Consider the following 24,558-nt stretch of genomic DNA (forward strand, 5'->3'; position numbering starts at 1 on the left):
CGACCACCAGCGGGCCGAAACGGCGATCATGGGGCGCCGGCCAGCCAACCCGTCAGGCCCGCGGGTCGGGCGTCTCGATGGTGGTCAGCTCGGTCAGGCCGCTGATCCGCAGCGCCGGCAGCAGGGTGCGGTTGCAGATCAGGTGCAGGTGCTCGGCGTGGACGAACAGCGCGTTGATCGCGCCGCTGTCCAGGTAGTCGACGGCGGTGAGGTCGACGACGACCGGGCTCGCCTGGGTCACGGCGGTCTCCAGCGCGGCACGGAACGTCGCCAGGTTCGCCATGTCGATCTCGCCGCGGGCGGTCAGGACCGGCCGGCCGGCCGGGTCGTGCCCGGTGCTCAGGGTCAGCGGAGTGCTCACGTGACGATCCTCGTGTACATCTCGACGGTGGTCCCGGCGTCGGTCGGGTCGATCGTGACGTGGTGCATCAGGCCGCGCATGAGCGCGATCCCGCGGCCGCGGTTGCCCCGGGCCGTCGCTTCGAGATCGCGCGGCTTCCAGCGGCCGCTGTCGATGACCGACACCCACAGCCGGTCGGCCAGCGCCGCGGCGCGCAGCCGGATGAGCCCGGCCGGGTGCTCGCGGTGGCCGTGCTCGACGGCGTTGTTGCAGGCCTCGCCCACGGCGATCAGCACGTCGTTGATCTGCTGGGCCCCCAGGTCGCAGCGTGCCAGCCAGGCCCGCATGGCGTGGCGGACCGTGGCCAGCTCACTGGCCACGGCCACGAAGTCGACCTCGAACGGCCCCGGCGGCCGGTAGAGCAGCAGCGCCACGTCGTCCTCGTACCCGCCGACCGGGGCGAGCGTCGTCATGAGCTGGCTGGCCAGGTCCTCGACGGGCCTGTCCCGGCCGTCGTGCACCGCCGCCGCGGCGCGGCCGATGCCCTCGTCGAGCGAGCGACGGCGGCGCTCGACCAGCCCGTCGGTGTAGAGGAGCAGGGTCGAGCGGGCCGCGATGACGTGGCTGTCCTCGCCGCGCTGCCGGTCGGCGCGCAGCCCCAGCGGGATGCCGCGCCCGCCCTCCAGGGTCGTCGTGGTGCCGTCGGCGCGCACGAGGATGGGCGGGGGGTGCCCGGCGCTGCTGTACACCAGCTCGCCGGTGGCCGGATCGAGCGTGGCGCAGAAGACCGTGGTGCACTCGGCCGCCGGCAGCAGCGCGGCGAACCGGTCCAGGCCGGCCAGGGCCCGCGCGGGGCTGGAGTGTTCCAGCAGCAGCGCGCGGCAGGCGCTGCGCAGCTGGCCCATCACCGCGGCGGCGTCCAGCCCGTGGCCGACGCAGTCGCCGACCACGATGCCGATCCGGCCCTCGTCCATGGGCACGGTGTCGTACCAGTCGCCGCCCACCTGCAGCGGGCTCATCGCCGGCTGGTAGCGCACCGCGAACCCGGCCGGCAGGGTCGCCGGCCCGAGGATGGCGTGCTGCAGGGCCACCGCGGCCTCGCGCTGCTGGTCGATCTCGTGCACCCGGTGCACGCCCTGCCCGAGCCGGCCGGCCAGCACGGACAGCAGCGCGCGGTCCTGGTCGCCGACCGGTCGCCGGTCGCCGACATCGATCCACACGACCAGCACACCGCCGGGATAGGCGACGGTGATGCCGGCCCGTCCGGGCTGGTGGAGCTGGGGCGCGAGCAGCGGAGCCGCGCGCAGCCGGGTCAGCGACTCCCGCAGGTCCACCGGCAGCTCGGGCCACCGGCTGTGGTCGCTGCTGTAGACCAGCTCCGGCTCCGGGCGAGGACCCGACGGCGTGGTGGCGAACGCGGCGACGACGACCCGGCGGGCCGACCAGGTGCGCTGGAGCTGCGCCACCGCCGCGGCGAGCGCCTCGGGCACCGTGTTGGCCTGGGCCAGCTGCTCGGCCAGCGCGGCCAGCGCCGTGTCGCGCTGCCCGCTGTAGTGCTCGGCGGTGATGTCGCGGACGGTCCCCACGGCGACGTGCCGGCTGGACCCGGGCTCCTCGACCCGGTTGTAGGTGACCCGCAGCCACACCGGGTGCCCGTCCCGGTGGACCAGCGGCAGGTCGGCCTGGCCGATGGTGCCGTCGACCAGGCGGGCGGCCTCCCGGCGGACCCGCGCGTACGCGTGTGGGTCGGTCTCGGGATCGGGCCACCAGGGCAGCGGCGGGCGGTAGGGCAGCCCGTCGGGCCCGTAGCCGAGGATCTCGGTGAACGTCGCGTTCGTCTCGAGCACCGTGCCGTCGGCGTCGGAGACGAAGAACCCCTCCTGCAGCGAGTCCACCAGGGCGTCGCGCCACCGGGCGTGCTGGCCGCGCAGCCGGGCCAGCTCCACGTTGGCCCGCACCCGCGCCAGCAGGTCGGCCGCGGCGAACGGCTTGACCAGGTAGTCGTCGGCGCCGGCCTCCAGCCCCTGGACGGACGCCTCCTCGCCCGCCCGCGCGGACAGCAGCAGCACGGGCACGCTCGCGGTGCGCCGGTCCGCCCGCAGCGCGGCCACCAGCTCCAGCCCGTCCAGACCGGGCATCATCACGTCGCTGACGACCAGGTCGAACGGCTCGGCGCGCAGCGCGTCCAACGCGGCCCGGCCGTCGTTGACCGCCACGACGGTGTGGCCGGCCCCGCGCAGCAGGCGGGTCAGGTACCCGCGCATGTCCGCGTTGTCGTCGGCGACCAGGACCCGGACCGACCGCGCCCCGCCGCCGTCGGCCGGGAAACCCGGTTCGACGCGCAGGGCGTCAGCGCCGTCGGACGGCTCGACCCGCCCGTCCGGCGGGTCCGGCAGCCAGCGCAGGGTCTCCCGCAGGAACGGCTCGGCGCTCGCCGACGTGCGCGCCGGCGCCCGCTCGCCGGCCGCCTGGTCCGCCGTCACCGCGTCGGCCGGCAGATGGGCGCGCCCCGACGGCAGCCGGATGGTGAAGGTCGTGCCGAGGTTCTCCGCCGACAGCGCGGTGATCTCGCCGGCGTGCAGGCTGACGAGCTCCTTGACCAGGGCCAGCCCGATGCCACTGCCCTCGCTGGACCGGGACCGGGCGTTCTCGACCCGGTGGAACCGCTCGAACAGCCTGGGCATCTCCGCCTCGGCGATGCCCACCCCGGTGTCGGCGACCGTGACCACCGCGTGCCCGCCCAGGGCCCGCGCGCGGACCGTGATGGCGCCGTCGAAGGTGAACTTCACCGCGTTGGACAGCAGGTTGAGCACGACCTTCTCCCACATGCCCCGGTCGACGTAGACCGGGAAGGGCAGCGGGGGACAGTCGACGTCGAACCGCAGCCCTGCCTTCTCGATCGCCGACCGGAAGACGCTGGCCAGCTCCCGGGTCAGCGCCGCCAGGTCGACCGGCTCGTACCTGGCCTGCATCCGCCCGGCCTCGAGGCGGGAGAAGTCCAGCAGCGCGTTGACCAGCCGGCCCAGCCGCAGCCCGTTGCGGTGGATGACCTCGACTTCCTCCCGCAGCGCGGGCTCGGCCCCGGCGAGGCGCGTTCGCAGCTCCTGGACCGGGCCGGCGATGAGGGTCAACGGCGTGCGGAACTCGTGGCTGATGTTGGAGAAGAAGATGGTCTTGGCGCGGTCCAGCTCCGCGAGCTCCTCGGCCCGTCGCTGCTGGGCCCGGTAGCCGCGAGCACTGAGCACCCTGGTGGAGGCGTGGCCCGCGACCAGGTCGACGAACCCGCGGTACCGCTCGTCCAGCGGCCGGTACCGGTTCAGCGCGGCGACCAGGAAGCCCATGGGCGCGCTGCCCTGCTGGGGCAGCGGCACCACCAGCGCCTGGTTCGGGGGCCGCGGCCACGCTCCGGTCGGCAGCGCGTCCCCGGCGAGGTCGACGAGGAGCGTCTCGCCCCGGGCCGCGGCGGCGGCCGGCCAGACCGCCGCCGGATCGGCGACCAGCACGTGCTGGGGGGCCGCCGGATGCCCGGGCGCGATCCCGGTCGACGTCACCAGCCGCGCGGCCGCCGCCCCGTCGAACAGGTAGGTCAGGGTGAACGGCAGGTCATGCTGGTTGCGGACCAGCTGGCTCGCGGTGAGCTCCAGCATCTCCTGCTCGGTGCGCAGCACGCTGGAGTCCGAGCCCAGGTCCAGCAGGGTCGCCATCCGCCGTTCGCTGAGGACCCGCTCGGTGTCCTCGCTGACCACGCACAGCATCCCGACGACCGTGCCGTGATCATCACGCAGTGGGCTGTAGGAGAACGTGTGGTAGGTCTCCTCGGGGTACCCCGAGCGTTCCAGGAACAGCCGCAGCGCCTGGTCCCAGGTCGCCTGGCCGGTCGAGAGGACGCCGTCGATGCGCGGCCCGATGTCGTCCCAGATCTCCTCCCACACCTGGTCCGCCGGACGGCCCAGCGCCCATGGGTACTTCTGGCCCAGGGTGTCGCGGCGGTAGGCGCCGTTGCAGAAGAAGGTCAGCCGCGGGCCCCAGGCCATCCACATCGGGAACCGCGACGAGAGCAGGATGCTGACCGCGGTCCGCAGGCTCTGCGGCCAGCCGGACGGCGCCCCGATCGGCGTCGCCGACCAGTCCACGGCCGCCAGGTCCTGGCCGACCTCGACGTCGGCGGCGAACACGGCGGCGGACATGTCGGCGGATGCCTCCGTCGCCGGGTCCGTCCCGCCGTCGGCGTCGCTGCTCACGGAGCCGGCCGCGCGTCAACGCCGAGACAGGAGGCGCCGGCCGTCCACCTGCTGAGCGGCGCGTCCTCAGACCACGACACCGACCGCCTCCTCGCCGGTCCCGACGAGCAGCCCGGCCCACCAGCGCCCGCCTCCGCGACGGGCAACCTACCAGATAGGTGACGATTACCCCGCCGTGTGATCAACATGCCTCGCGGCCAGGGAGGATCCGCCGGACCGCGGCCATGGGCCCGGCGGGTCGACCGCCCGGACCCGGCGCCGGCGACCCGCGGGATGCTCTTCACGCGTTGCGCTCCTTGGTCGAGGAACGCCGCGTCAGCGTGGCGGACGGGTCGTTCGACCGTGCCGCGCCGGCACGGCTGGACGCGCTCACCCGCCAGGTCCTCGCCCGCTAGGGGTGGCCAGGGGTGTGAAGTGGGGTTCCCCGCCGGCCGGGCGCTGACCATCCTGGGAGAGCCCGGGCGGTGGTCGCCACGGGCCGACGCTCGGGCCGAGGGAGACAACGAACGTGGCCGTGGACCTTCCGCAGGAGGATGTGCTGGCGATCCAGGAGATCCTCGCGCTGTTCTCCTACGTCTTCGACGACAACGACGTCGACGGGCTGTGCCTGGTGTTCACCCCGGACGCGACCGTCGAGCACGGGATCGGCCCGCACCGCAGCTACCACGGTCTCGCCGAGCTCGCGGACTACGTGCTGTCCAAGAGCGCGGCGGCCCCGGACCATTTCACCGTCAACACGGCCCTGTCCGCGCGGGACGACGGCACGGTGCTGGCCCGCAGCCGCTACATCGGGATCAACCGGGACAGCCGGCTGACCAGCGGCGAGTTCCTCGACATCTTCGTACGGACCGCGCAGGGCTGGCGGATCTCCTACCGGCGGGGGATCCCGCGCACGCCGCGGGCCGAGGGCGCCGGCGTGCCGACGTCGGCCGCGCTGGACCCGTGGCGGGTCACGCTCGCGGGGCGGGCCTGATGCCCCCGCTCGGCGCGGCCGACCTGCCGGACGGGTGGCGGATCGCCTATCGCATCTCGGTGCCGCGCAGGCCGACACTGGAGATCACCCCGCCGCCGCCCGAGTTCCTCGAGGCCTGGCGACCGCGCCCCGGCGACCTCGGCGTGTCCCGCCGGTAGCGCCGCGGGCCCGGGGCGTCGGCGAGCACGGTTGCCCCCTCGGTGCTCTGCCGACGGCTCTACGATCGTGGTCGCGGAACGGTCGGACAGAGGACAACATGAACCTGAGCCTCGGCGTCTTCGACATCTTCGCCTACTCCGTGCCCGGCTCGCTCTACCTCGCGCTCCTGCTGTACGTGCTCGACCGGGAGTCGTGGGTCGATCTCGGGCAGGTCGGCGACCTCAACTCCACGGTGCTGGTCGGCGGCGGCATCCTCGCCAGCTATCTTCTCGGCCACCTGACCTACGCCCCGCGCCGGTTCCTGGGCCGGCGGATGCCGCGATGGCTGCGCCCCGGGGGCGGCACCCGGCAGGAGTTCCTCGACCGGTTCCCGGTCGCCCGGTCGATGGCGTTCGTCCAGGTCGACCCGGCGATCATCTTCGCGGCCATCGAGGTGAAGGCGCCCGACTCGGCCGGCGAGATCAGCCGGCTGCGAGCCAGCGGAATCGCGCTGCGCAACGCCGGGTTCGCGCTGCTCCTCGCGGCCGGCGTCGCCACCGTGGAGCTCGTCGCCGACTGGAACCGGGGACTTCCGGCGTTCTGCCTGGCGGTTTTCCTGGTGGGTTTCGTCGGCGCGACGCGGGCCGGGCACGAGCTGTCCCGGTGGGCGGCCCTCAAGACCCTGGAGGTCGCGTTCTGGCTCCCGGACATCGAGGCCGAACTGGCCGCGAGATCACCGGTCACCCCACCACCGCCACCGCGGCCGGCCCCACCACCGCCGCGGCCGGCCCCGCCCGGAGCGCCTCAGTAGGACCATGCCCGCGGCCGCGCGCTGCCACCTTGGTGCTGGTGATCGCCGTTTCGGCCCTCCGGTGGTTGTGGAGACGGCCTGGTCACGACCATGGGAGGGCCGAAACGGCGATCAATGGCCCGGCTGCCGAGCTCCGATGCCTGGCGGCCGCCCTCCGGCTCTTGGCGCTAGGCCGGGATGCCCAGGTAGCCGCGGTAGAGCTCGTCGGTGGAGGTCTCGTCGGCGCGGCCGGTGTGGACGATCGAGCCTCGGCGTAGGACGTAGACCCGGTCGGCGATGGCGAGGGCCTTCTGGGCGTACTGCTCGACGACGACCAGCGAGACGCCACGGCGCGCGAGCTCGCCGAGGGCCTCGTAGATGGTGTCGACGACGATCGGGGCGAGGCCGAGCGAGGCCTCGTCCACGAGGACCACCGACGGTTCGGTGAGGTAGGCCCTCGCCAGCGCGAGCATCTGCTGTTCGCCGCCGGACAGGCTGCCCGCGGTCTGGCGCAGCCGGGTGCCGAGGATGGGGAACAGGTCGGCGGCGGTCGTGACCGCCGCGTCGAGGCCGCGGCCCCTGGCCTGGACCATCAGGTTCTCCCGGACGGTCAGCGAGGGGAAGATCCCGCGGCCCTCGGGGAGCAGGCAGACACCGGCGCGGGTGAACACGTGCGGGGGACGGCCGGTGAGGTCGGTTCCCGCGAGCTCCACCCGGCCGGCGCGCGGGCGCAGCAGGCCGGTCGCGGCGCGCAGCAGCGTGGTCTTGCCCGCGCCGTTGGGGCCGAGGAGGGCGACGACCTCGCCCGCGCCGACCGTCAGGGTGACCTCGTGCAGGACGGTCGTGCCGCCGTAGCCGGCGGTGACCTCGTGGAGGCTGAGCATGGTGGCGTTCACCTGTCCCGGGTGGCGGGTTCGAGGGTCGTGGCGGCGCCCGGCGCGGCCGGATCGTCCTCGGTCTCGCCGAGGTAGGCGGCCCGGACCCGCCGGGACCGGGCCATCTCCTCGGTCGTCCCGGTGAACAGCAGCGACCCGAAGTCCAGCACGTAGACCTGGTCGCACACCGACCGCACGAGGGTCATGTCGTGCTCGACGAGCAGGATCCCGCAGCCCCGCGACCGCACGACCTCGGTCAGCACCCGGCCGAACCGGGCCGTCTCCGGGCCGTCGAGACCGGACGACGGCTCGTCCAGGAGCAGCATGTCGAAACGGCCGGCGAGCACGCGGGCGAGCTCGACGAGCCGGCGCTGGCCGACGGGCAGCAGCCCGACCTGCGTCTCGGCGAGGTGCCCGATGCCTGTCAGGGCCAGTGCCTCGTCGGTCGCGGCGGCGATCGCGCGGGTCGCCCGGCGCGACCCGACGACCTGGGTGAACGGGTTGCGCCCGGCGAGCCCTGCCTCGTGGCCCATCGCGACGTTCTGCCGGACGGTCAGGCTGTCGAACAGCTCGGTGCGCTGGAAGGTCCGGCCCAGGCCGCGGCGGGCGCGCCGGGCCGGTCCCTCGCCGGTCACGTCGGTGCCGTGCAGCAGGACGCGCCCGCCGCCCGGCCGGTTCAGGCCGCTGCAGGCGTTGAAGGTGGTCGTCTTGCCTGCGCCGTTCGGGCCGATGAGGCCGGTGATGACGCCCAGCGGCGCCTCGAGGCTGACGTTCCCGACGGCGGTCACCCCGCCGAAGCGCACGGTCAGGTCCTGGACCGCCAGTCCTTCGCCGAGGGGCCGGCGAGGCGCCGGCACGGCCGTCTCCGCCAGGTCGTCGACGACGGCGGCGATGGGCTCGGGCGGCGCCGGCGCGCGGCCGCCGAGGCGGTCGAGGATCCGGCGCAGCGGGGGCGGGACCGTGCCGGCGCGGACGCCGTAGGCGGCGAGCGCGGCGCCGACGCCGAACAGGACCTGCAGGTAGGTGGCCGCGTCGGAGGAGGTGATGTAGCCGGGGAGCACCGAGTAGCCGATGGCGGCGATCACCGCGTACCACGGGTCGCCGACGGTGACGATGACGACGAGCGCGACCAGCGTCAGCGAGCTGAACGACTGGAAGTAGCTGGCGACGCTGTACTGGTAGAGCATGCCGGTCAGCGCGCCGGCGAGTGAGGCCATCGCCGCGGCGACGCAGAACACCAGCACCTTGAGCACCGTCGAGGTGGTGCCGTGGGTCTCCAGCGCGACGGGGGAGTCGGCCATGGCCTCCAGGAGGCGGCCGAGCCGGCTGCGGCTGATCGCGGTCACGACGAGCACGACGAGGACTACGACGACCAGGATCAGGTAGTAGAAGCCCCGGTCGCTGGACAGGTCCCAGCCGCCGAGGCGGACCAGCGGCCTGGGGTCGGGGACGCCGATGCTGGTCGTGCCGAACATGAAGCGCCGCGTGTAGAAGACCTCTTCGAGGATGAGGCCGAAGCCCAGCGTCGCGAGCGCCAGGAACACCCCGGACAGCCGCACGGCGGGAATCGAGACGAGGGCGCCGACGGGGATCGCGATCAGCGTCGCCAGCAGCAGCGCGACCAGCCACGGCAGGTGGGCGCCGACGGCCAGGTGGCTGAACGCCGCGGCCCCGACGGCGGCGAAGCCGAGGTGGCACAGCGAGATCTGGCCGGACTGGCGGACCAGCAGCCCGAGCGACAGGAACAGGATGATGTCGATCAGCGCCGCCGACCAGACGGCCAGGTGGCCGGCCTGGACCACCGGGATCACCGCGAGCACGCCGAGCGCGACCAGCCCGCTGACCCAGCGGACCGGGCCCGGCGCGTGGTACGGGCGGCGCACCGGCAGCGCGGCGCCGGTCCGGCGCCGGTCGAGCCGGCGGCGGGGCAGCACGATGAGCACGACGAACAGCACCAGGAACGGCAGGCTCGGCGGGAGGCCACCGATCCAGCTGACCGTGGCGCCGTACTTGTCGACGATGGCCCCCGCGACCCCGATGACGAGGCCACCGGCGAACGTCAGCGGCAGGTGCGAGAAGTAGCCGATCGCCGCCGCCCCGAACGCGGCGAAGACCGCGGTTGTCAGGGTGACCCCGTCCAGGGCCAGCCCCGGCGCGAGCATGAGGCCGGCGACCGAGGCGAACACGGCGCCGATCACCCAGGCCCAGCGCCGGACCCGGACCGGGTCGTCGCCGCACATCGCGACCAGGTCCTGGTCGTCCACGACACCCCGCATGACGACCCCGAGGCGCACCGACAGGAAGAACCGGTAGAGCACGGCGGACGCGGCCAGCGCGAACAGGAAGATGATGATCTGTTCCCACGTCACGTTGACGCCGAGCAGGCGCACCGTCGAGCGCGGCAGGAAGTGCGGGAACGTCGGGGCCGTCGTCGGGTGCCACAGCTGGCCGAGACCCGCCACGATCAGGACCAGGCCGATCGTCGCCACGACCTTGATCGTGTCGCTGGCGTTCTCGAGCGAGCGGGCCAGGCGTTCCAGCCCCAGCCCGAGCAGCGGGGCGAACACGCCGACGCTTACCAGGGCGGCGAGCGGCCAGGCCAGGCCCAGCTCGGTGCGCAGGTAATAGAAGAGGAAGACGTCGAGCGCCGCGACGGCGCCGTAGCCGAAGTTGAAGACGCCAGACGTCTTGTACGTCAGGACGAGGCCGAGGCCTGCCATGCCGTAGACGGCGCCGCTGGCCAGGCCGATGACGAGGAAGGGCAGGAAATCGTGCACGCCGGCGCTCCGGTTCCAGTACGGGCCGGCGCCGGGCGCGGAAAGGGGTCCGCGCCCGGCGCTGGGGCGGTCGGTCGGCTACTGGGTGGTGACGCAGGTCGGCGTGGTGCCGTTCGGCACGCTGAACGCGCCGGCCTTCACCTCGGTGACGAACCAGCACCCGATCGGGTGGGCCTTGCCGGCGGCGAAGGTCAGCGGCGGGGCGAACCCGTCGAGCGTCTCGCCCTTCAGCGCGGTCAGGCCGGCCACGAGCTGGGCCGAGGTCGGCTCGCCGCCGCCCGCGCCCAGGCCGCCGGCCTTCGCGGCGGCGCCGAACAGGAGGCCGGACACCCAGCCTTCGTCCGCGATCTCGGTGAAGTCGGTGGCGTTGGTGCGCAGCCCCGGCGCGTACTTGTCCAGCGCCGTGTTCATGGCGGTGACGGCGGGGGCGTCGGCGAAGTAGGGCAGGTTCGGCGACGGGGAGACGAGGCTGTCCTTGAGCCCGGGGGCGGTCAGGAACTGGTTCGCGAGGATCTCGCCGTCGACCACGTAGATCGGGTGGTAGCCCTGCTGGGCGCAGTCGCCGGCGACCTTCTCGGCGACGGCGGTGATGTCCGCGACGAACAGCGCGGTGACGCCGGCCTGCTTCGCGGCGACGCACTGCGCGGTGTAGTTGGGCGCGGTGGCCGAGACCTCGCCGGCGTAGACGACGGGCAGGCCGAGTGACTTCCCGGTGTCCTTGAGCGGCTGGATGCCCTCCTGGCACTGGACGGCCTCGGCGCAGTAGATGAGGCCGAGGTTCGTGGCGCCGGCCGTCTTCGCGGACTGCACGATCGAGGGGAACAGCGCCTGCTCGGTCTGGCCCTCGGGGTAGAAGTCCGGGTTGGTGAACATCGGGGTCGTCGAGGTGCCGCCGCCGACCACGGGAATCTTCGCGGCGGCGACGTAGGACGCCCACGTCTCGTCGTCGTTCGTCATGTCGACGATGGCCAGCACGTGCTTGCCGACCAGGGTGTGCGCCGCAGTGACGGACTTGCCGGGGTTGCCGGCGTCGTCCTCGACGAGCAGCTGGAGCTGGTGGCCGTTGATGCCGCCCGCGGCGTTCGTCTGGGCGACCCAGGCCTTGTAGGTGGAGACCATCGCGGTCTCGCTGCTGAAGCCGGAGCAGGTGCAGATCGCGCCTATCTTGATCGGCGCGGCACCCGCGCCGGAGCTGCCGGCGGCCGAGGATCCGCCCGACGAGCACGCCGCCGCCGCGAGGACGACGAGCGCGGCCACGGCGGAGACCACCGGCAGCCGTCTGAGTAAGTGTCCGAACATCTGTAGCTGTCCCTTCCAGGAAGAAATCCCCCGGCGTGTGACCGGGGGGTCAGCCGAAGGTCAGTTCGCGGGCGTTGTCGACCATGATTCGGCGCTGGTCAGCGGCGCTGAACCCGGCGAGCCCGGCCAGGAAGTCACGCGGCTCGCCCAGGCCCTCGGCGTGCGGCCAGTCCGAGCCGAACAGGATGCGCCGCGCCGGCAGGTGCGCGGCCAGCGCGGTCACGTCGTCCTCGACGAACGGCGCGACCCAGCAGTGCTCGACGAACTGCTCGACCGGGGAGGTCCGGAACATGCCGGGGTTCTGCGCGGCGAGCAGCTCCAGGCCGTGCAGCAGCGGGCCGACCCACGTCCCGCCGTTCTCGATGTAGGCGACCCGCAGCCGGGGGAACCGCTCGAACAGGCCGTGGCTCACCAGGGCGGCGGCGAAGTCCTGGACGAGGCGGTGCTTCATCAGCATCGTCACGAACGGCTCGGACAGCGTGATCGCGTTCGTGTCCCCGCCGCGCTGGGCGGCGCGGTAGCCCCAGGCCCGCGCGACCGCCGCCTCGACCTCGCGGTAGCCGTCGTCGAAGCCGGCGTGCGGCGCCACGACGACGCCCGCCTCCTGGACGCGGGCCCAGAACGGGTCGAACACGGGGTCGGCCGGCGAGCGGGTGCCGTCCGGGGTGAACGCCGGGCCGTTGCGGATGCTGACCACCCGGGCGCCGTGGTCTAGGCACCAGTCCAGCTCGCGGACGGCACCGTCGGCGTCCGACAGCGACAGGTAGGGAACGCCGAAGATCCGGTCCTGGTAGGCGAAGCCCCAGTCCTCCTGCAGCCAGCGGTTGAAGGCCCGCAGGACCTCCAGCGACCCCTCGATGTCGGGCTGCATCGGCCCTTCGAGGCAGACCGCGTGCGAGGGGAACATCCAGGCCGCCTCGAGGCCCTGGACGTCCATGCGGGCCAGCCGCGCGTCCCGGTTGAACCACTCGGGATGCTCGGCCGGCGCCTCGCAGGCGAGCTCGGCGCCGATCGAGCCCTTGTCGGAGCGCCCGGCGAAGTAGTCGTAGAGCGCGCCCGGCCGCGGCCGCGGGTGGGCGTCGCCGGGGCCCGGGAGGATCGGGTGGGGGTGCTCGCCGAGGAAGTAGCGGCGGGTGCCGTCGAGCTCGACCACGCGCAGGCCCCGGTCGGCGAAGGCGGGGTCTCGGTGGCGGGTGAAGGCGTCGCTCGACTCCCAGTAGTGGTTGTCGGCGTCGAACACGGTCGTCAGGGCGGCTAAGTCGCCGGTGTCTGCCATGAGGGTGCGTTCCTCCACTGCGTCTGCGGCGCACTACGTCTCCGGGCGGCCTCGCGAGGTCACGCACCGCTCGAAGCTCGACATCGACCTCAACATCGAGCTTCATAGTGAGCTGGCGCACATCGCTGGTCAAGAAGGGCGACGTGACTACGCTCCGCATCGGCGGGCGGCGGGGAGGGCTCCAACGGCTGTGCCGTCCATGCCTCGTCCGCTAGGCTTCGGACACGTGTCCGAATGTCTTGGACGGCTGTCCGGATCAGCCGTCCGGATCGGAGTGTAGGCGGCATGACGGGCCCTTTGGTAGCCACGCCGGCGGGAGAGACGTCCGTCCCGGGCGCGCGGTGGTCGCCGAACCAGGAGGCGATGCGGACCCGCGTCGCGCAGGCCGCCGCCCGTCTGGTGGCGCGCGCGGGGATCGCGGGGTGCACCATCCGGGCCGTCGCCGACGAGGCGGGCCTGACCAAGAGCACGGTCCACTACTACGTCGACAACGCGGGTGAGCTCGTCGACCTCGCCGTGCTGACGTTCCTGCAGCAGTTCGCCGAGCAGGTGCGCGCGCGGATGGACGCGGCGCCGGACGGCCGGGAGGCGCTCGGAGTGCTGGTCCGGACGTTCCTGCCACCCGCGGCCGTCGCGGCGGCGCCGGACGATCGCGCGCGGCTGAACAGCCTGAACCTGTGGACGTCGTACCTGGCCCACGCCTGGCCCCGGGGCGTGGACGCCGAGGTGCTGTCCTGTTTCGAGACCATCCGGGCCCTGTTCGAGACGGCCCTGGACCGCTGCGGCGTGCCGGACGCCGAGGAGCGGGCCCGCGCGGTGCATCTCTACCTGCTGGGAGCCGTGCAGCACAACATCATGCGGCCGCTACCCGGCCCCGAGGTCGCCCGTGCCGTCGAGGCGCTCAGCGGAGTGGCCCTCGATCTGACGTGAATCGCCGGCAGGCCACAACGTTCGCCAGCAGGAGGAAGAATGTCGCCAGAGGAGTCCAGGGAAACCGACGGGCCATTACCCGCGGCCGTTCCCGCTGTCAGCCAGAGCGACGACCAGATCGCGGCCTACCTGGAGGACGTCAGCGTTCCGACACTCGTGGCTGCCGTCGTTCACCTCACCGGGGACCGGTCCTTTCTGGACGGGCCGTTCCGGCCGCGGACCTTCGTTCCGAACGACTTCCAGGGCGGCCTGACCGACCAGGAGCTGGACGCGGCGCGCACGGCGGCGCTGGCGGCGATCCGGGCGTACCGGAACGCCGGCTGCCCGCCCGTCGCGGCGCCGTCCACCGCGCTCGTGCGGGAGATCATGTCGTGGCTCGTCTGCGAGCCGGTCGCGGACGACTACGCCGAGATGTTCATGGAGGAGATGAACGTCCGGGGCGACGACCCCCGGCGGCTGGATCTCACCGAGGTGGCCGACGCGGCGAGGCGGGACCTGTCCGTCGTCGTCATCGGTGCCGGCCAGTCCGGCCTGCTCGCCGGCCTGCGCCTGGCGCAGGCCGGCGTGCCCTTCACCATCCTCGAGAAGAACGCGGACGCCGGCGGAACCTGGCTGGAGAACAGCTACCCGGGCTGCCGGGTCGACGTCGGCAACCATTTCTACTGCTACTCCTTCGAGCCCAGCCACGCCTTCAGCGAGTACTACTCCCAGGCGCCCGAACTGCTCGCGTACTTCCAGGGGGTGATGCGTCGCCATGGCCTCGCGCCCCACGTCCGGTGGAACACGGAGGTGCTGTCGGCGACCTGGGACGACGAGTCCTCGCTGTGGCGTCTGGTCACCCGGGGTCCGGGCGGTCGGGAGAGCCGGCTCGACGCGAACGTCGTCATCTCGGCGGTAGGCCAGCTCAACCGCCCGCTGATTCCCGAGATCCCGGGCCTGGCCGAGTTCCGCGGTCCGGCCTTCCACACGGCCCGCTGGGACCATACGGTCGGCCTCGCCGGAAAACGGGTCGCGATGATCGGCGCCGGCGCGAGCGGTTTCCAGGTCGCCCCCGCGATCGCCGGCGACGTCGAGAGCCTCGTCGTGTTCCAGCGCAGCGCCCAGTGGATGGCCCCGAACCGGAAGTACCGGGCGCCGGTGGGCGAAGGCGCGACCTGGGCCATGCGCCACCTGCCCGGCTATGCGGCCTGGTACCGGTTCATGCTGTTCTACCAGTCCAGCGACAAGGCGCTGGAGCTGGTCCGCGTGGACCCCCGGTGGCCGGGGATGCCGCATTCCGCCAGCGCGACGAGCGAGGCGCGGCGTAAGGGGCTGCTGGCCTGGATCGAGAGCCAGGTCGGTGACGACGCCGAGCTGCTCGCCAAGGTCGTTCCCGACTACCCGCCGATGGGCAAACGGCTGCTGCAGGACGACGGGAGCTGGCTGCGCTGCCTGCGCCGGGACAACGTCGAACTCATCCGCGACGAGATCGTCCGGGTCGAGCCGGACGCCGTCGTCACCGGCCGCGGGCGCTTCGAGGTGGACGTCATCATCGTCGCCACCGGTTTCCGGGCGAACGAGTTCCTCGCGCCCATGAAGGTCACCGGCCGGGGCGGCGTCGAGCTGGGGGAGCGGTGGGCCGACGGCCCGGCGGCGCACCTGGGAATCACCGTGCCCGACTTCCCCAACCTGTTCCTGATGTACGGGCCGGGCACGAACCTCGCCCACGCGGGCAGCATCATCTTTCACTCGGAATGCCAGATGCAGTTCATCGGGTCCTGTATCAGGGAACTGCTGACCGGCGGCCACCGGTCGGTGGAGGTGACCCGCGAGGCCTTCGACGACTACGTCGAACGACTGCACGCCGAGCTCGCCGGCACGGTCTGGGCGCATCCGGCGGTCAAACATTCCTGGTACAAGGGGAAAGACGGCCGCGTGCACGTGCTGAGCCCGTGGCGCCTGGTCGACTACTGGCGGATGACCCATCAGGTCGATCCCGAGTCCTACCTCTTCACCTGACCTCCGGGTCACCTGACCCGTCGGGTGGCCGAGCGGTGTTCCGAGCAATGAGAGGGAGAAAAGCATGCCCGACCGAGTCGCGATCGTCACGGGAGCCGCACGAGGCCAGGGAGCCGCGATTGTCCGAAGGCTGCGAGCGCAGGGCTGTTCGGTGGTGGCGATGGACCTCGTCCGTCCGGAAAGCGATGACCAGTCGGTCGTCGACTGCCAGGGCGACATCCGCGAGGAGGCCGACTGGCGGGCGGTGGTCGAGACCGCGGTCGAGAGATTCGGCGCCCTGCACGTGCTGGTCAACAACGCGGGCGTCCTGCGCAGCGGGTCGATCGCGGACGAGACCGCGGCGGGCATGCGCGCGCTGTGGGAGGTCAACTTCCTGGGCGCCTTCCTGGGCGTCCAGGCGGCGCTGCCCGCCCTGCGTGCCGCGGCCCGGGAGCAGGATGCCGTGATCGTCAACACCCTGTCGACGGCCGCCTGCCGCGGCTTCGCCCACCACAGCGCCTACTCGTCGTCGAAGTTCGCGCTGCGGGGATTCACCCAGTCGGCGGCCAGCGAGCTCAGCCGCGACCGGATCCGGGTGAACGCGGTGATCCCGGGCCCGATCGCGACGCCGATGCTCGACCCCGTCGTCGTGGAACGGCTGGGCAAGGACCTGCTCGTCGGCCGCGCCGGGACGGCCGAGGACGTGGCCGAGGTCGTCGCCTTCCTGGTCTCGCCCGCGGCGAGCTTCATCACCGGCAGCGAGTACAGCGTCGACGGCGGCCAGCTCACGCGGATCTAGGCGGCCCGAGCCCGCACCGCCCGGGTCTTCGGTGGGCCTGAAGCCGACCCGGCCGACCCAGTCGGCTGATCATGAGCACCCCGCCCCGACCGCTTGACCGTCGATGTGTCTCAGGTCACTATCGGCCTCGACGTTGAGGTCGATGTCGAGACCAGGGGCGCCGGGCGAAGCCGTCGAAAGAATGCGGCCGCGCGGCCGAGACGAACGGATGGTGAGTCGGTGGTCCGAAAACGATGCCTGTTATGGGGAGCCGTGGTCGCGGCGGCGACCGTGTTGGCCGCCGCCTGTAGCTCGTCGAGTGGCGGCGACAAGGGCGACACCACCGCCGCCCCGAAGAAGAGCATCACGATCGGTGTGCTCACCGATGTGACCGGACCGGCGTCGTCGGGAAACAAGACCTTCGTCGACGGTGTCAAGGCCGGCACCTACTACGCCTCCCGTAACGGCTACACGGTCAAGTACGTTCTCGCGGACACCGCGACAAACCCGGCGACCGCCCTGGCCGCGGCGCAGAAGCTGGTCACGCAGGACCACGTCAGCGCCGTGCTCGCCGAGTCGGCGATCCTGTTCACGGCCTCGAACTACCTGACGGCCCACAACGTCCCGGTGATCGGCGTCAGCCAGGACGGGCCGGAATGGACCACCGCCAAGAACATGTTCTCGGTGGTCGGCCCGCTGCAACAGACGAAGATCGCGACCACCAACGGAAAACTGTACAAGCTGCTGGGCATCACCAACCTCGCCTCGCTCGGCTACGGCGTCTCACCGGTCTCGTCGGAGTCGGCCAGCTCCGCGGCGCTGTCCGCGCAGGTCGCCGGCATCAAGGTCGGGTACCTCAACGCGAAGTTCCCCTTCGGCAGCACCGACGTCGGTCCCGAGGTACTCGCGATGAAGAACGCGGGGATCGACGGTCTGACCGCGTCCGTGGACCCGAACACGTCCTTCGCGCTCATCACGGGACTGCGTAACCAGAACGTGCCGATGAAGGCGTCGATCCTGCCCACCGGCTACGGCGGCGACCTGCTCCAGGCGGGCCCGGGCGCGCTGAACCAGGCCCAGGGCGTCTACTTCATCCTCCAGTACGAGCCGGTGGAGATGCACACGGCCGCGACGAAGCAACTGCAGGCCGACTTCACCAGCGCCGCCATCACCACGGCACCGACGTACGGCTCCTACAACGGCTATGTCTCCGTCGGTCTGCTCGTACGCGCGCTCAAGGCCGCGGGCGCCCAGCCGACCTCCGCGTCCCTGATCGGCGCGCTGTCGAACATCCACGACTGGGACGCCATGGGCCTCTTCGGCAGCCACACCGTCGACATCAACGACCGCGTCACGATTGTCGGCGGCGCCGACAACTGCCTCTGGGTCACCAAGCTCACCGGAAAGACCTTCACCCTCGTCTCCGGCGCGACCCCGATCTGCGGCGAACTCGTCCCCGGCAAGTCAGTCGCCCCCGCCTCCTGATTTCACCGTCCGGTTCGAGCCACCGCCGGGCCCGCGGAATCGAACGCGCGCCGTCGGCCTGATCGCCGCTCTGGCCCTGGAGTCGTCGGCCAGAGCGGCGATCACGCACGCCGCGTCGCGCCGGCCAGGCTGGCGATGGCGTGCGTGTCGGCGTGGTCGAGGCCGAGCACCCGACGGCACCGCTCCAGCGTGTCCCGCGCCAGCACCCGCGCCGCGGCGTGCTCCCGGATCGTGGTGAGGAAGGCCGCGAGCTCGCGGGCGACCGCGAGCGTGTTGACGTGGTCGGGGCCCAGAACGCGTCGGCACCGTTCCAGGGTGTCCTCGGCGAGGGCCCGCGCCGCCTGGTGATCCCGGTCTCCGTAGCGAGCCAGTGAAAGTTCCTGGGCAGTGCTGAGGGTGTCGACGTGGTCAGGACCGAGCAGACGACGGCGTCTTACCAGGGTGTCCTCGATCAGCGGGCGCCCCGCCTGGTAGTTCCCGTTCCTCCTGAGTGCGACGGCGAGGTCGTGCGCGGCGGCGAGGGTCTCGACGTGGTCGGGACCGAGCACACCGCGGCGGTGCGCGAGCACCTCCACGAGCTTCTGCTCGTCGCTCGGCTCAATCGACCGATCGGAACCTTCGGGCGGGTGCACGGGGAAAATCGGCTCGCTGCTCGACTGGTGGCGCCGTCTCACCGGGAAGTCGGGGGCTGTGGCCGGCTTGGCCCGGCCGGCAAGGGCGTGCCGGACGTGATCCAGAAGGTGCTTGCTCGCCGCGCTCGCGTCGAGGTCGAACAGATCGATGGAGACAATGGCGCCCAGCGGCCCGGGCTGGGGACACGGCTCGATACGGACGGGAAGCAGCTTCCGGGCGAAGCCGCTGGGGTCCGCGCGATGGGCGGCCTGCCATTCGCTCTGGCCGTAGACCGAGGACAGGTAGGCGGGGGACAGTACGGCCACCGTCCGCTGGGCCTGTTCCATTCCCTCGATCATGCGGATCTGCCAGTTCGACCCGGCGACGAAGTCCCAGACCTGGATCAGGACCCGGTAACCCGCGTCTTCCAGCTGCCAGGCGATCCACTCGGCCCACGGCTGATCGACCCCGGTGTACGAGACGAAGAAATGCCACCCGTCGGGTGTTCCTCGCGTGCCGTGCCCTTCCGCCACGTCGATCACTGGGTCAGTGTGTCACCGACCCGTGGAGATCCCGGGAGACTCGTGGACCCGGGCTGTGCGGGTCCGCACTGCGTCGGTCCACGCGCCCACCGGTGTGCCATGGTCGGTACATGACGTTTCCGCAGGCAGGCGCGCTGTCTCAGCGGGTGACACCCAGGCGGCCGGCGCGCGGCGAGGGGCGGGTGGCGGCGTGATCACCACTCGGTACGAGGGAAGCCTGTTGGTCGTCCGCCAGCCGGACCACGGCGACCAGACCGGCCTGTTCGCGGCCGCCTGGGGGAACGAGGACGTCCCGGCGCTGGCGGAGCACCAGCGCGCCGCCACGCTCGCCGCGCGCCACCATGACGACGGCTGGGCGGTCTGGGAGCGGCGCCCGAGCCTCGACCCGGCGACGCGCCAGCCGACCCAGTTCCACAAGGTCGGCCCGATCGAGCACATCCCGGCCTACCGGGCCGGCGTCGACCGGGCCGCCCACGGCGATCCGTGGGCTGGCCTGCTGGTCAGCATGCACGCGGCCGGGCTCTACAACGGCCGTTACGGCACGTTCCGGCTCCCCGAGCTGGCCGACCAGAGCCTGACCGCCCACGAGCAGGCCCTGGTGGCCGAGTTCCTCGCCGAGCTGGACCAGCTCCAACGCGACCTGCTCGGCGCGGTGCGCGGCCACCCGACTCCGGCGCCCGCGTTCGACGACCCGGTTGTCCGCCAGCACTACCTGCTGCTCCAGGTCTGGGACCGGCTCTCGCTCCAGTTCGCCTTCCGGCACGGTGCCGACGGCACGATCGCGCCGCTGCCGGGGGCGGGCGGCGGGCGGGGCGTGCTCACCTGCCGTTCGGTGGGCGCGTTCGCGCTCGCCCTCGACCCGTACCCCTTCGCCACCGAGAACGCCGTCTTCCCCGTCGCCGGTCAGCTGGTGCCGGACCGGCCCTATCTCGACCCGGAGGACTTCCTCGCGACGCTGGCCTCCGCGCCGGCCCTCCAGCTCGACTGCCGCGTCCAGCGCACGGGGACGGCTGGGTAGGGCGGGCTCGGTGCTAGCCGGTCAGGCCGGCGGCGACGGCGGCTCGGGCCGCCTGGGTGCGGTTGTGCACGCCGAGCTTGGTGTAGATGTTGCTCACATGCCGGTTGGCGGTGCGCTCGCTGATGAACAGCTCCGCGGCCAGTTGCGCGTTGGTCAACCCCTCGGCGAGCAGGGTGAGCACCTCCTGCTCCCGCGCGGTCAGGCTGAACACAGCGGGCCGGTTCGCCGCCGGAATCACGCCTGGGTCCGCGTCTCGGTCGGCGTGTTCGACGGGAGGCAGTGGCCGGCCACCGACCGGACCGGCCTGCTCGGCAAGGACGTGTCGGCCGATCCACGCGTCAACACCGCCGGGGCCGAAGTCGAGGCACGCGAGCACGTGCCGCCGCTCACCGACCCCGACCTCGGTCAGCAGGTCGAATCCCATCACCCGTAGCACTGGTGCCGCGGCCGGCCAGTCGATGACGGCCGTGTACACGCGGCGCAGCGTCGCTCGCAGCTGCAGATACGTCCGCTTGAGGTCGGTGACCAGTGCCGCCACCTCGGGGGTGGGCTGCTCGCCGTGCCGGTTACCCAGCGCCCAGCGGAACACCACGGCACTGGCGTCGGGGGGCATCGGGTCGTCCATCAGATGGTCCGCGACCGCCTGGACCAGCGGGTCCGCGTGCACCGGTTCGGCCACGTCGTCAACGGTGGTGGTGACCGAGAACGCGGCGACGCCACCGTCGGCCGCGCGGACCACGGCGAAGGCGTCCCGCCGAGCCTGCCACCACAGTTCGGCGAGCCTGGCGGTCACCTGCCCGCCGAACCGGGCGGCGATGGCGACGATCTCGGCGCGGTCGTCGCCGCGGGCCCGCTCGGCTGGGTGCGCCAGCATCCCCGGCGGTGCGTACGCATTGCGGATCATCGGGTTCTGGACGAGATGCAGCAGATCGGCGGTGCCTTCCCAATCCGGGCCCTGGGCGAGGGAATCGAGGATGGCGCGAGCGGCGGCCGTCCTGATCGTCCGGACCCGGACCGGGTCGCGCAGCTCCAGGGCCTCCAGCAGCACAGGGGCCGCCAGCCCGGCGAGCTCGACGCCGGTAGCGGTCGTCACGGCGAACGGCAGTCCGCGTAGCGTCCGCCATGCCCGCTCGGCGTCCGGCTCGTCGACGACCGCGGCGAGCAGCGGCAACGTCGCCCGGCGCAGGACGGACGCCGCCTCGGCTACGGCTCGCTCGGGTGGCGAGAGGCCGTCGAGCATCACCGCGAACAGGTCCTCGACCACCTCGGCCGGCGCACCGGAGCCGAGGGGTAAACCGGGCTGGCGGGCCAGTGCCTCGCACGCCATCACCACGGCCAGCGGATGTCCCCGCGCGAACCCCCGGATCCGTGCGGCGTCGTCGCCCTCGACCCCGCGGGCGGCCAGGAGCTGGTCGACGTCCTCGGAGGTCAACGGCCCGACCACCAGTTCGCCGAGAAGGGCGCGCCACCCAGGGGCCGTGCGCCAGGCCGCGTTCGGCCCGCGGCGGCCGACCAGCAGCGTGGTGACGGTGGCCGGGAGGCCCCCGATCAGTTCGTTACGAATCCAGCCGTCGAGCAGGTTGAGCCGCTCGAAGCTGTCGATCACCAGGACATCGACCCCGGCGGCGGCCACCCGCTCCGCGGCCGCGGCGGTCGACGGGGTGGGACCTCCCAGCGCCGCGCCAAGCGCGGCCAGCGCCCCGGGTGCCGTCGGCTCCAGCTGGCGCCCGTCGAGACTCACGCAGGTCAGCGACATCGACGCCAGCGTGCCGGTGACCAGAGCGGTCTTGCCGATCCCGCCGGGTCCGTGCACGAACACCGCCGCCGGTCCGTTCGGGGCGAGCAGCGCGGCCAGGCGCGCACGTTCCTCGGCCCGGCCGACCAAGGCCACCGCGGCGGCGGCCGCCAGGCGATCGGAGACGGACCCCCGCGGGAGCGGCTGGCTCATGCCGGCATGCTAGTGCAGCGCCTCAGTAGTTCTTTGCTGTCCGGCGGCCGTAGGCGTCCTCGCGGTCGGTAAGCCGCTCCTCGTCCGCGGCCGACTGGCTGGCGAACATGTCCGGCGACGTTAGGCGCGTGACGGCGCCACCCGCATCGGCAGGACGCTCCATTCGGCGCTCCATCCGCGGATGGAGCGTTCCGCCGATGCGCCGCCCCACGCCGGCTCCCTATCGTCGGCTGCGAATCCACCCAGAAGGGGAGCCGCCGCCATGCGCATCCGTATTGTCACTTTCGGGCTGACGATCCCGGTCGAGTCCTACAACGCCCACGCGGTGCAGATCGCCCCGGAGTTCACTGCGTGGCCGGGCCTGCTCGGCAAATGGTGGCTCAGCGACACAGTCTCCGCCACCTTCGGCGGCGTGTACCTGTTCGCCTCGCGGCGCGACGCCGATCGTTCCCGCGAGACCGGCCTGTTTCAGGGGCTGTTCGCCAACCCGGCGCTGAAGGACATCACCGTCCAGGAGTACGACGTCCTCGACACCGCGACCGCGATCACCGCACCGACGACACAGACGTCTGCGCTTCAGGAGACGCCGTGAGCCCCGGAACCGTCCCCGGCCCGGCCCTTGGCACGTCGCGGCAGGTCCGCCTGTAGGGCGGCTCAGTGCTTGAAGTAGCGGAGCTCGCCGTGCGCCTCCAGCGCGGCGAGTGCCCGGCTCAGGTCGCCGCTCTCGATCGCGGCCAGCAGCTCCTCGTGGCGGCGCACGCCGGCCAGCCGGTCCGTGCCCGACTCCCGGGCCAGGTTGACGCTCATGACGAGCTGCATCTGGTTCATCAGGTTCTCGTAGCTGCTGGTCAGGCGGCTGTTCCCGCCCAGGGCGATCATCCCCAGGTGGAAGGCCCGGTTCGCCTCGACGTAGCGGGCCCGGTCGTCGGCCTTCACCGCGGCGCGCATCGCGGCGACGGCCGTCCGCATCGGCGTCAGCAGGTCGGCGGACATCACCGGGACGCCGAGCTCCAGGGCGAAGCGGTCCAGCACGGCCCGCAGCGAGTAGATCTCCCAGATGTCGCTGTCGGTCAGGTTGACCGCGCGGACGCCCCGGCGGGGCAGCCGCTGGAGCAGGCCCTGGTGCACCAGCACCTGCATCGCCTCCCGCAGCGGCGGCCGGCTGATGCCGAGGCGTTCGGTCAGCCATTCCTCGCGGACCCGTTCGCCGGGCGCGATCGTCCCCGTCAGGAGAAGATCGCGGATCTTGGCGATGGCGTGGTCGACGAGGCTGAGCTGCTCGATCCTGGTGTCGCTCCCGTCCTCCGACCTGACACTGTCCGACGGCCTGATGTTGTCTGACCCTGGGTTATGGGAGGTCGAGGCACTCATGCGGGCAGCCGCCGGACCACGGCCGCCACGGGATTACCGCCGGGTGGGCCCATGTGGGAGTTCCGCTCGCCGCCGGAGATGAAGGACATCGGCTGACCGGTGATGCTGACGACCAGCGCGCCGCCGACCGCTTTCGCGACGTGGTGTGCCTCGTGGTCGTCCAGGGCCGTGATGTGCTGGCCGCGCAGAACGTCACTGCCGGGCAGCACGAACTTGCCGAACACCTGAACGACCTGGGCCTGCTGGGCCGGCGAGAGGCAACAGTCGAAATCCACCCCCGCGGTCCGAATCGCCGTCTTGATGCCCTCGGTGTCCGCCATGTCCCTCGTGATTCCGTGCCCTATCCGCAGCTCGCTGGCCGACTGGGCGCTGTTGGCCAGCAGCAGCACCTCACCACCGCGTTTCTCCCCACCGGACGACGTCGCGGCCACGGCGGAGAACAGGTCCCAATCACTGCGGATTCTATCGTCCGCGACCAGGTCTCGTTTCACCTCGCCGAGCGCGACGGCGACCCCCAGCGCGGAGGCGTCGTTCGACCAGCACATGGAGCCCATCGGGCCGATCCCGTAGTCCCCGGTGACGACGGTCTTCCCGCGCGACAGCGCGTCCGCGACCGCCCGGGAGGACAGCGCCGGTCCCTTGACCATGACCAGATGGACGTCGTCCGGATCGGTCACGCCCGCGTCCAGCATGGCCGCCGCGACGGCGTCCGCGACCTTGTCGACCTGGGCGGTGCGCCCGATGTCCTCGGGCAGGATCGGCTCGGTGTGGCCACGGCCCACGACCAGCCCAACCCCCGGCAGGCCGGCGGGCAGGTCGGCCACCCACTCCTGGGTGACGACGGTGACGTGCGGCGAGATGACGCCGGGGGAGCCGCCCGACACGGCGACGGTCACGGAGTCGGCCAGGTCCTCGACCGGGCAGCCGCGAGCCTCGGCCAGCGCGGTCCGCAGCGACACGTCGGCGAAGACCCGCGCGTGGTCGTTGTGCAGCCCGGAGCCCTCCGACTTGGCGATGAGCGCGACGACCGACGCGGGATCGACGGCGCCGGAGGCGAACAGCGCCCGGAAGGCCGCGGTGTCGTTGGGGGCCAGCATCGGGACGACGTGCATCGACGCCTTCGGGTACCGGGCCGAGCGGGGGGACAGGGATGCCTCGGGGTTCGGCACGGTGTGCTCCTCGGGCTAG

The 24,558-nt window shown here is 72.4% G+C and carries 20 protein-coding genes; 9 read left to right on the plus strand and 11 right to left on the minus strand.

Annotated elements, in window-relative coordinates:
• Positions 1–52 precede the first annotated feature (52 nt).
• Positions 53–361 carry an STAS domain-containing protein gene (locus tag FRAEUI1C_RS15520; RefSeq protein ID WP_013424256.1) on the minus strand — a complete coding sequence of 103 codons (309 nt, stop codon included), beginning with the start codon at positions 359–361 and terminating at the stop codon, positions 53–55.
• On the minus strand, positions 358–4,581 hold the full coding sequence (locus FRAEUI1C_RS15525) for a SpoIIE family protein phosphatase (RefSeq protein WP_041259369.1): 4,224 nt from the start codon (positions 4,579–4,581) through the stop codon (positions 358–360). The genes FRAEUI1C_RS15520 and FRAEUI1C_RS15525 overlap by 4 nt, the downstream gene beginning before the upstream one ends.
• Before the next feature lie 508 nt (positions 4,582–5,089).
• Between FRAEUI1C_RS15525 and FRAEUI1C_RS15530 the strand changes: the two genes are divergently transcribed.
• The 3 genes from FRAEUI1C_RS15530 to FRAEUI1C_RS15535 all read left to right on the plus strand — a co-directional run bounded on the left by FRAEUI1C_RS15530 (position 5,090) and on the right by FRAEUI1C_RS15535 (position 6,503).
• A complete protein-coding gene (locus tag FRAEUI1C_RS15530) occupies positions 5,090–5,554 on the plus strand; it encodes a nuclear transport factor 2 family protein (RefSeq protein WP_013424258.1) in 465 nt (154 codons plus the stop codon).
• Positions 5,554–5,712, plus strand: coding sequence for a hypothetical protein (locus FRAEUI1C_RS39580; RefSeq protein WP_013424259.1), 159 nt, complete (start codon positions 5,554–5,556; stop codon positions 5,710–5,712). Before FRAEUI1C_RS15530 ends, FRAEUI1C_RS39580 begins: the two co-directional genes overlap by 1 nt.
• Before the next feature lie 98 nt (positions 5,713–5,810).
• Positions 5,811–6,503, plus strand: a complete 693-nt coding sequence (locus FRAEUI1C_RS15535; protein WP_013424260.1) for a hypothetical protein — start codon at positions 5,811–5,813, stop codon at positions 6,501–6,503.
• A gap of 167 nt (positions 6,504–6,670) precedes the next feature.
• On the opposite strand, the gene FRAEUI1C_RS15540 is transcribed toward FRAEUI1C_RS15535, so the two are convergent.
• The 4 genes from FRAEUI1C_RS15540 to FRAEUI1C_RS15555 all read right to left on the minus strand — a co-directional run bounded on the left by FRAEUI1C_RS15540 (position 6,671) and on the right by FRAEUI1C_RS15555 (position 12,709).
• Positions 6,671–7,366 carry an ABC transporter ATP-binding protein gene (locus FRAEUI1C_RS15540; protein ID WP_013424261.1) on the minus strand — a complete coding sequence of 232 codons (696 nt, stop codon included), beginning with the start codon at positions 7,364–7,366 and terminating at the stop codon, positions 6,671–6,673.
• 8 nt (positions 7,367–7,374) lie between these two features.
• Entirely contained in the window at positions 7,375–10,134 is a 2,760-nt protein-coding gene (locus tag FRAEUI1C_RS15545; RefSeq protein WP_013424262.1) for an ABC transporter permease subunit, read from the minus strand.
• 78 nt (positions 10,135–10,212) lie between these two features.
• The gene (locus FRAEUI1C_RS15550; protein WP_013424263.1) at positions 10,213–11,433 is read right to left on the minus strand and encodes an ABC transporter substrate-binding protein; all 1,221 of its coding nucleotides are present in this window, start codon (positions 11,431–11,433) and stop codon (positions 10,213–10,215) included.
• 49 nt (positions 11,434–11,482) lie between these two features.
• Positions 11,483–12,709, minus strand: a complete 1,227-nt coding sequence (locus FRAEUI1C_RS15555; protein WP_013424264.1) for an amidohydrolase family protein — start codon at positions 12,707–12,709, stop codon at positions 11,483–11,485.
• A 285-nt stretch (positions 12,710–12,994) separates the two neighbouring features.
• On the opposite strand from FRAEUI1C_RS15555, the gene FRAEUI1C_RS15560 reads away from it, so the two are divergent.
• From FRAEUI1C_RS15560 to FRAEUI1C_RS15575, 4 genes are all read left to right on the plus strand, one after another.
• Entirely contained in the window at positions 12,995–13,639 is a 645-nt protein-coding gene (locus tag FRAEUI1C_RS15560) for a TetR/AcrR family transcriptional regulator (protein WP_013424265.1), read from the plus strand.
• 39 nt (positions 13,640–13,678) lie between these two features.
• Entirely contained in the window at positions 13,679–15,637 is a 1,959-nt protein-coding gene (locus tag FRAEUI1C_RS15565; RefSeq protein WP_013424266.1) for a flavin-containing monooxygenase, read from the plus strand.
• 64 nt (positions 15,638–15,701) lie between these two features.
• Positions 15,702–16,415 carry an SDR family NAD(P)-dependent oxidoreductase gene (locus tag FRAEUI1C_RS15570; RefSeq protein WP_013424267.1) on the plus strand — a complete coding sequence of 238 codons (714 nt, stop codon included), beginning with the start codon at positions 15,702–15,704 and terminating at the stop codon, positions 16,413–16,415.
• Positions 16,416–16,634: 219 nt separating this feature from the next.
• Complete coding sequence (locus FRAEUI1C_RS15575; protein WP_013424268.1) at positions 16,635–17,879, plus strand: ABC transporter substrate-binding protein; 1,245 nt, start codon at positions 16,635–16,637, stop codon at positions 17,877–17,879.
• Between the two features lie 101 nt (positions 17,880–17,980).
• On the opposite strand, the gene FRAEUI1C_RS15580 is transcribed toward FRAEUI1C_RS15575, so the two are convergent.
• Entirely contained in the window at positions 17,981–19,033 is a 1,053-nt protein-coding gene (locus FRAEUI1C_RS15580; RefSeq protein ID WP_013424269.1) for a toll/interleukin-1 receptor domain-containing protein, read from the minus strand.
• 190 nt (positions 19,034–19,223) lie between these two features.
• Here FRAEUI1C_RS15580 and FRAEUI1C_RS36350 point away from each other — a divergent pair, with 190 nt between their 5' ends.
• Positions 19,224–20,051, plus strand: coding sequence for a DUF3891 family protein (locus FRAEUI1C_RS36350; protein WP_013424270.1), 828 nt, complete (start codon positions 19,224–19,226; stop codon positions 20,049–20,051).
• A 13-nt stretch (positions 20,052–20,064) separates the two neighbouring features.
• On the opposite strand, the gene FRAEUI1C_RS41065 is transcribed toward FRAEUI1C_RS36350, so the two are convergent.
• Positions 20,065–21,999 (minus strand): helix-turn-helix transcriptional regulator, encoded by a 1,935-nt coding sequence (locus tag FRAEUI1C_RS41065; protein WP_013424271.1) that lies wholly within the window; start codon positions 21,997–21,999, stop codon positions 20,065–20,067.
• Positions 22,000–22,021: 22 nt separating this feature from the next.
• Positions 22,022–22,162, minus strand: coding sequence for a hypothetical protein (locus FRAEUI1C_RS39590; protein WP_013424272.1), 141 nt, complete (start codon positions 22,160–22,162; stop codon positions 22,022–22,024).
• An 18-nt stretch (positions 22,163–22,180) separates the two neighbouring features.
• Here FRAEUI1C_RS39590 and FRAEUI1C_RS15600 point away from each other — a divergent pair, with 18 nt between their 5' ends.
• Positions 22,181–22,591 (plus strand): YdhR family protein, encoded by a 411-nt coding sequence (locus FRAEUI1C_RS15600; RefSeq protein WP_083819563.1) that lies wholly within the window; start codon positions 22,181–22,183, stop codon positions 22,589–22,591.
• Between the two features lie 62 nt (positions 22,592–22,653).
• On the opposite strand, the gene FRAEUI1C_RS15605 is transcribed toward FRAEUI1C_RS15600, so the two are convergent.
• Both FRAEUI1C_RS15605 and FRAEUI1C_RS15610 read right to left on the minus strand, forming a co-directional pair.
• A complete protein-coding gene (locus tag FRAEUI1C_RS15605; RefSeq protein WP_013424274.1) occupies positions 22,654–23,370 on the minus strand; it encodes a GntR family transcriptional regulator in 717 nt (238 codons plus the stop codon).
• A complete protein-coding gene (locus FRAEUI1C_RS15610) occupies positions 23,367–24,539 on the minus strand; it encodes a ring-opening amidohydrolase (protein WP_013424275.1) in 1,173 nt (390 codons plus the stop codon). The genes FRAEUI1C_RS15605 and FRAEUI1C_RS15610 overlap by 4 nt, the downstream gene beginning before the upstream one ends.
• Positions 24,540–24,558 lie beyond the last annotated feature (19 nt).

Source organism: Pseudofrankia inefficax (genome assembly GCF_000166135.1).
Taxonomy (GTDB): Bacteria; Actinomycetota; Actinomycetes; order Frankiales; family Frankiaceae; genus Pseudofrankia; species Pseudofrankia inefficax.

Excerpts from the sequence above, each read along its gene's own strand:
- FRAEUI1C_RS15605 (WP_013424274.1), bottom strand. The coding sequence starts at position 23,370 with ATGAGTGCCTCGACCTCCCATAACCCAGGGTCAGACAACATCAGGCCG.
- FRAEUI1C_RS39590 (WP_013424272.1), bottom strand. The coding sequence starts at position 22,162 with ATGGAGCGTCCTGCCGATGCGGGTGGCGCCGTCACGCGCCTAACGTCG.
- FRAEUI1C_RS15565 (WP_013424266.1), top strand. The coding sequence starts at position 13,679 with ATGTCGCCAGAGGAGTCCAGGGAAACCGACGGGCCATTACCCGCGGCC.
- FRAEUI1C_RS15555 (WP_013424264.1), bottom strand. The coding sequence starts at position 12,709 with ATGGCAGACACCGGCGACTTAGCCGCCCTGACGACCGTGTTCGACGCC.
- FRAEUI1C_RS41065 (WP_013424271.1), bottom strand. The coding sequence starts at position 21,999 with ATGAGCCAGCCGCTCCCGCGGGGGTCCGTCTCCGATCGCCTGGCGGCC.
- FRAEUI1C_RS15535 (WP_013424260.1), top strand. The coding sequence starts at position 5,811 with ATGAACCTGAGCCTCGGCGTCTTCGACATCTTCGCCTACTCCGTGCCC.
- FRAEUI1C_RS15600 (WP_083819563.1), top strand. The coding sequence starts at position 22,181 with ATGGAGCGTTCCGCCGATGCGCCGCCCCACGCCGGCTCCCTATCGTCG.
- FRAEUI1C_RS15560 (WP_013424265.1), top strand. The coding sequence starts at position 12,995 with ATGACGGGCCCTTTGGTAGCCACGCCGGCGGGAGAGACGTCCGTCCCG.
- FRAEUI1C_RS15550 (WP_013424263.1), bottom strand. The coding sequence starts at position 11,433 with ATGTTCGGACACTTACTCAGACGGCTGCCGGTGGTCTCCGCCGTGGCC.
- FRAEUI1C_RS15570 (WP_013424267.1), top strand. The coding sequence starts at position 15,702 with ATGCCCGACCGAGTCGCGATCGTCACGGGAGCCGCACGAGGCCAGGGA.
- FRAEUI1C_RS15540 (WP_013424261.1), bottom strand. The coding sequence starts at position 7,366 with ATGCTCAGCCTCCACGAGGTCACCGCCGGCTACGGCGGCACGACCGTC.
- FRAEUI1C_RS39580 (WP_013424259.1), top strand. The coding sequence starts at position 5,554 with ATGCCCCCGCTCGGCGCGGCCGACCTGCCGGACGGGTGGCGGATCGCC.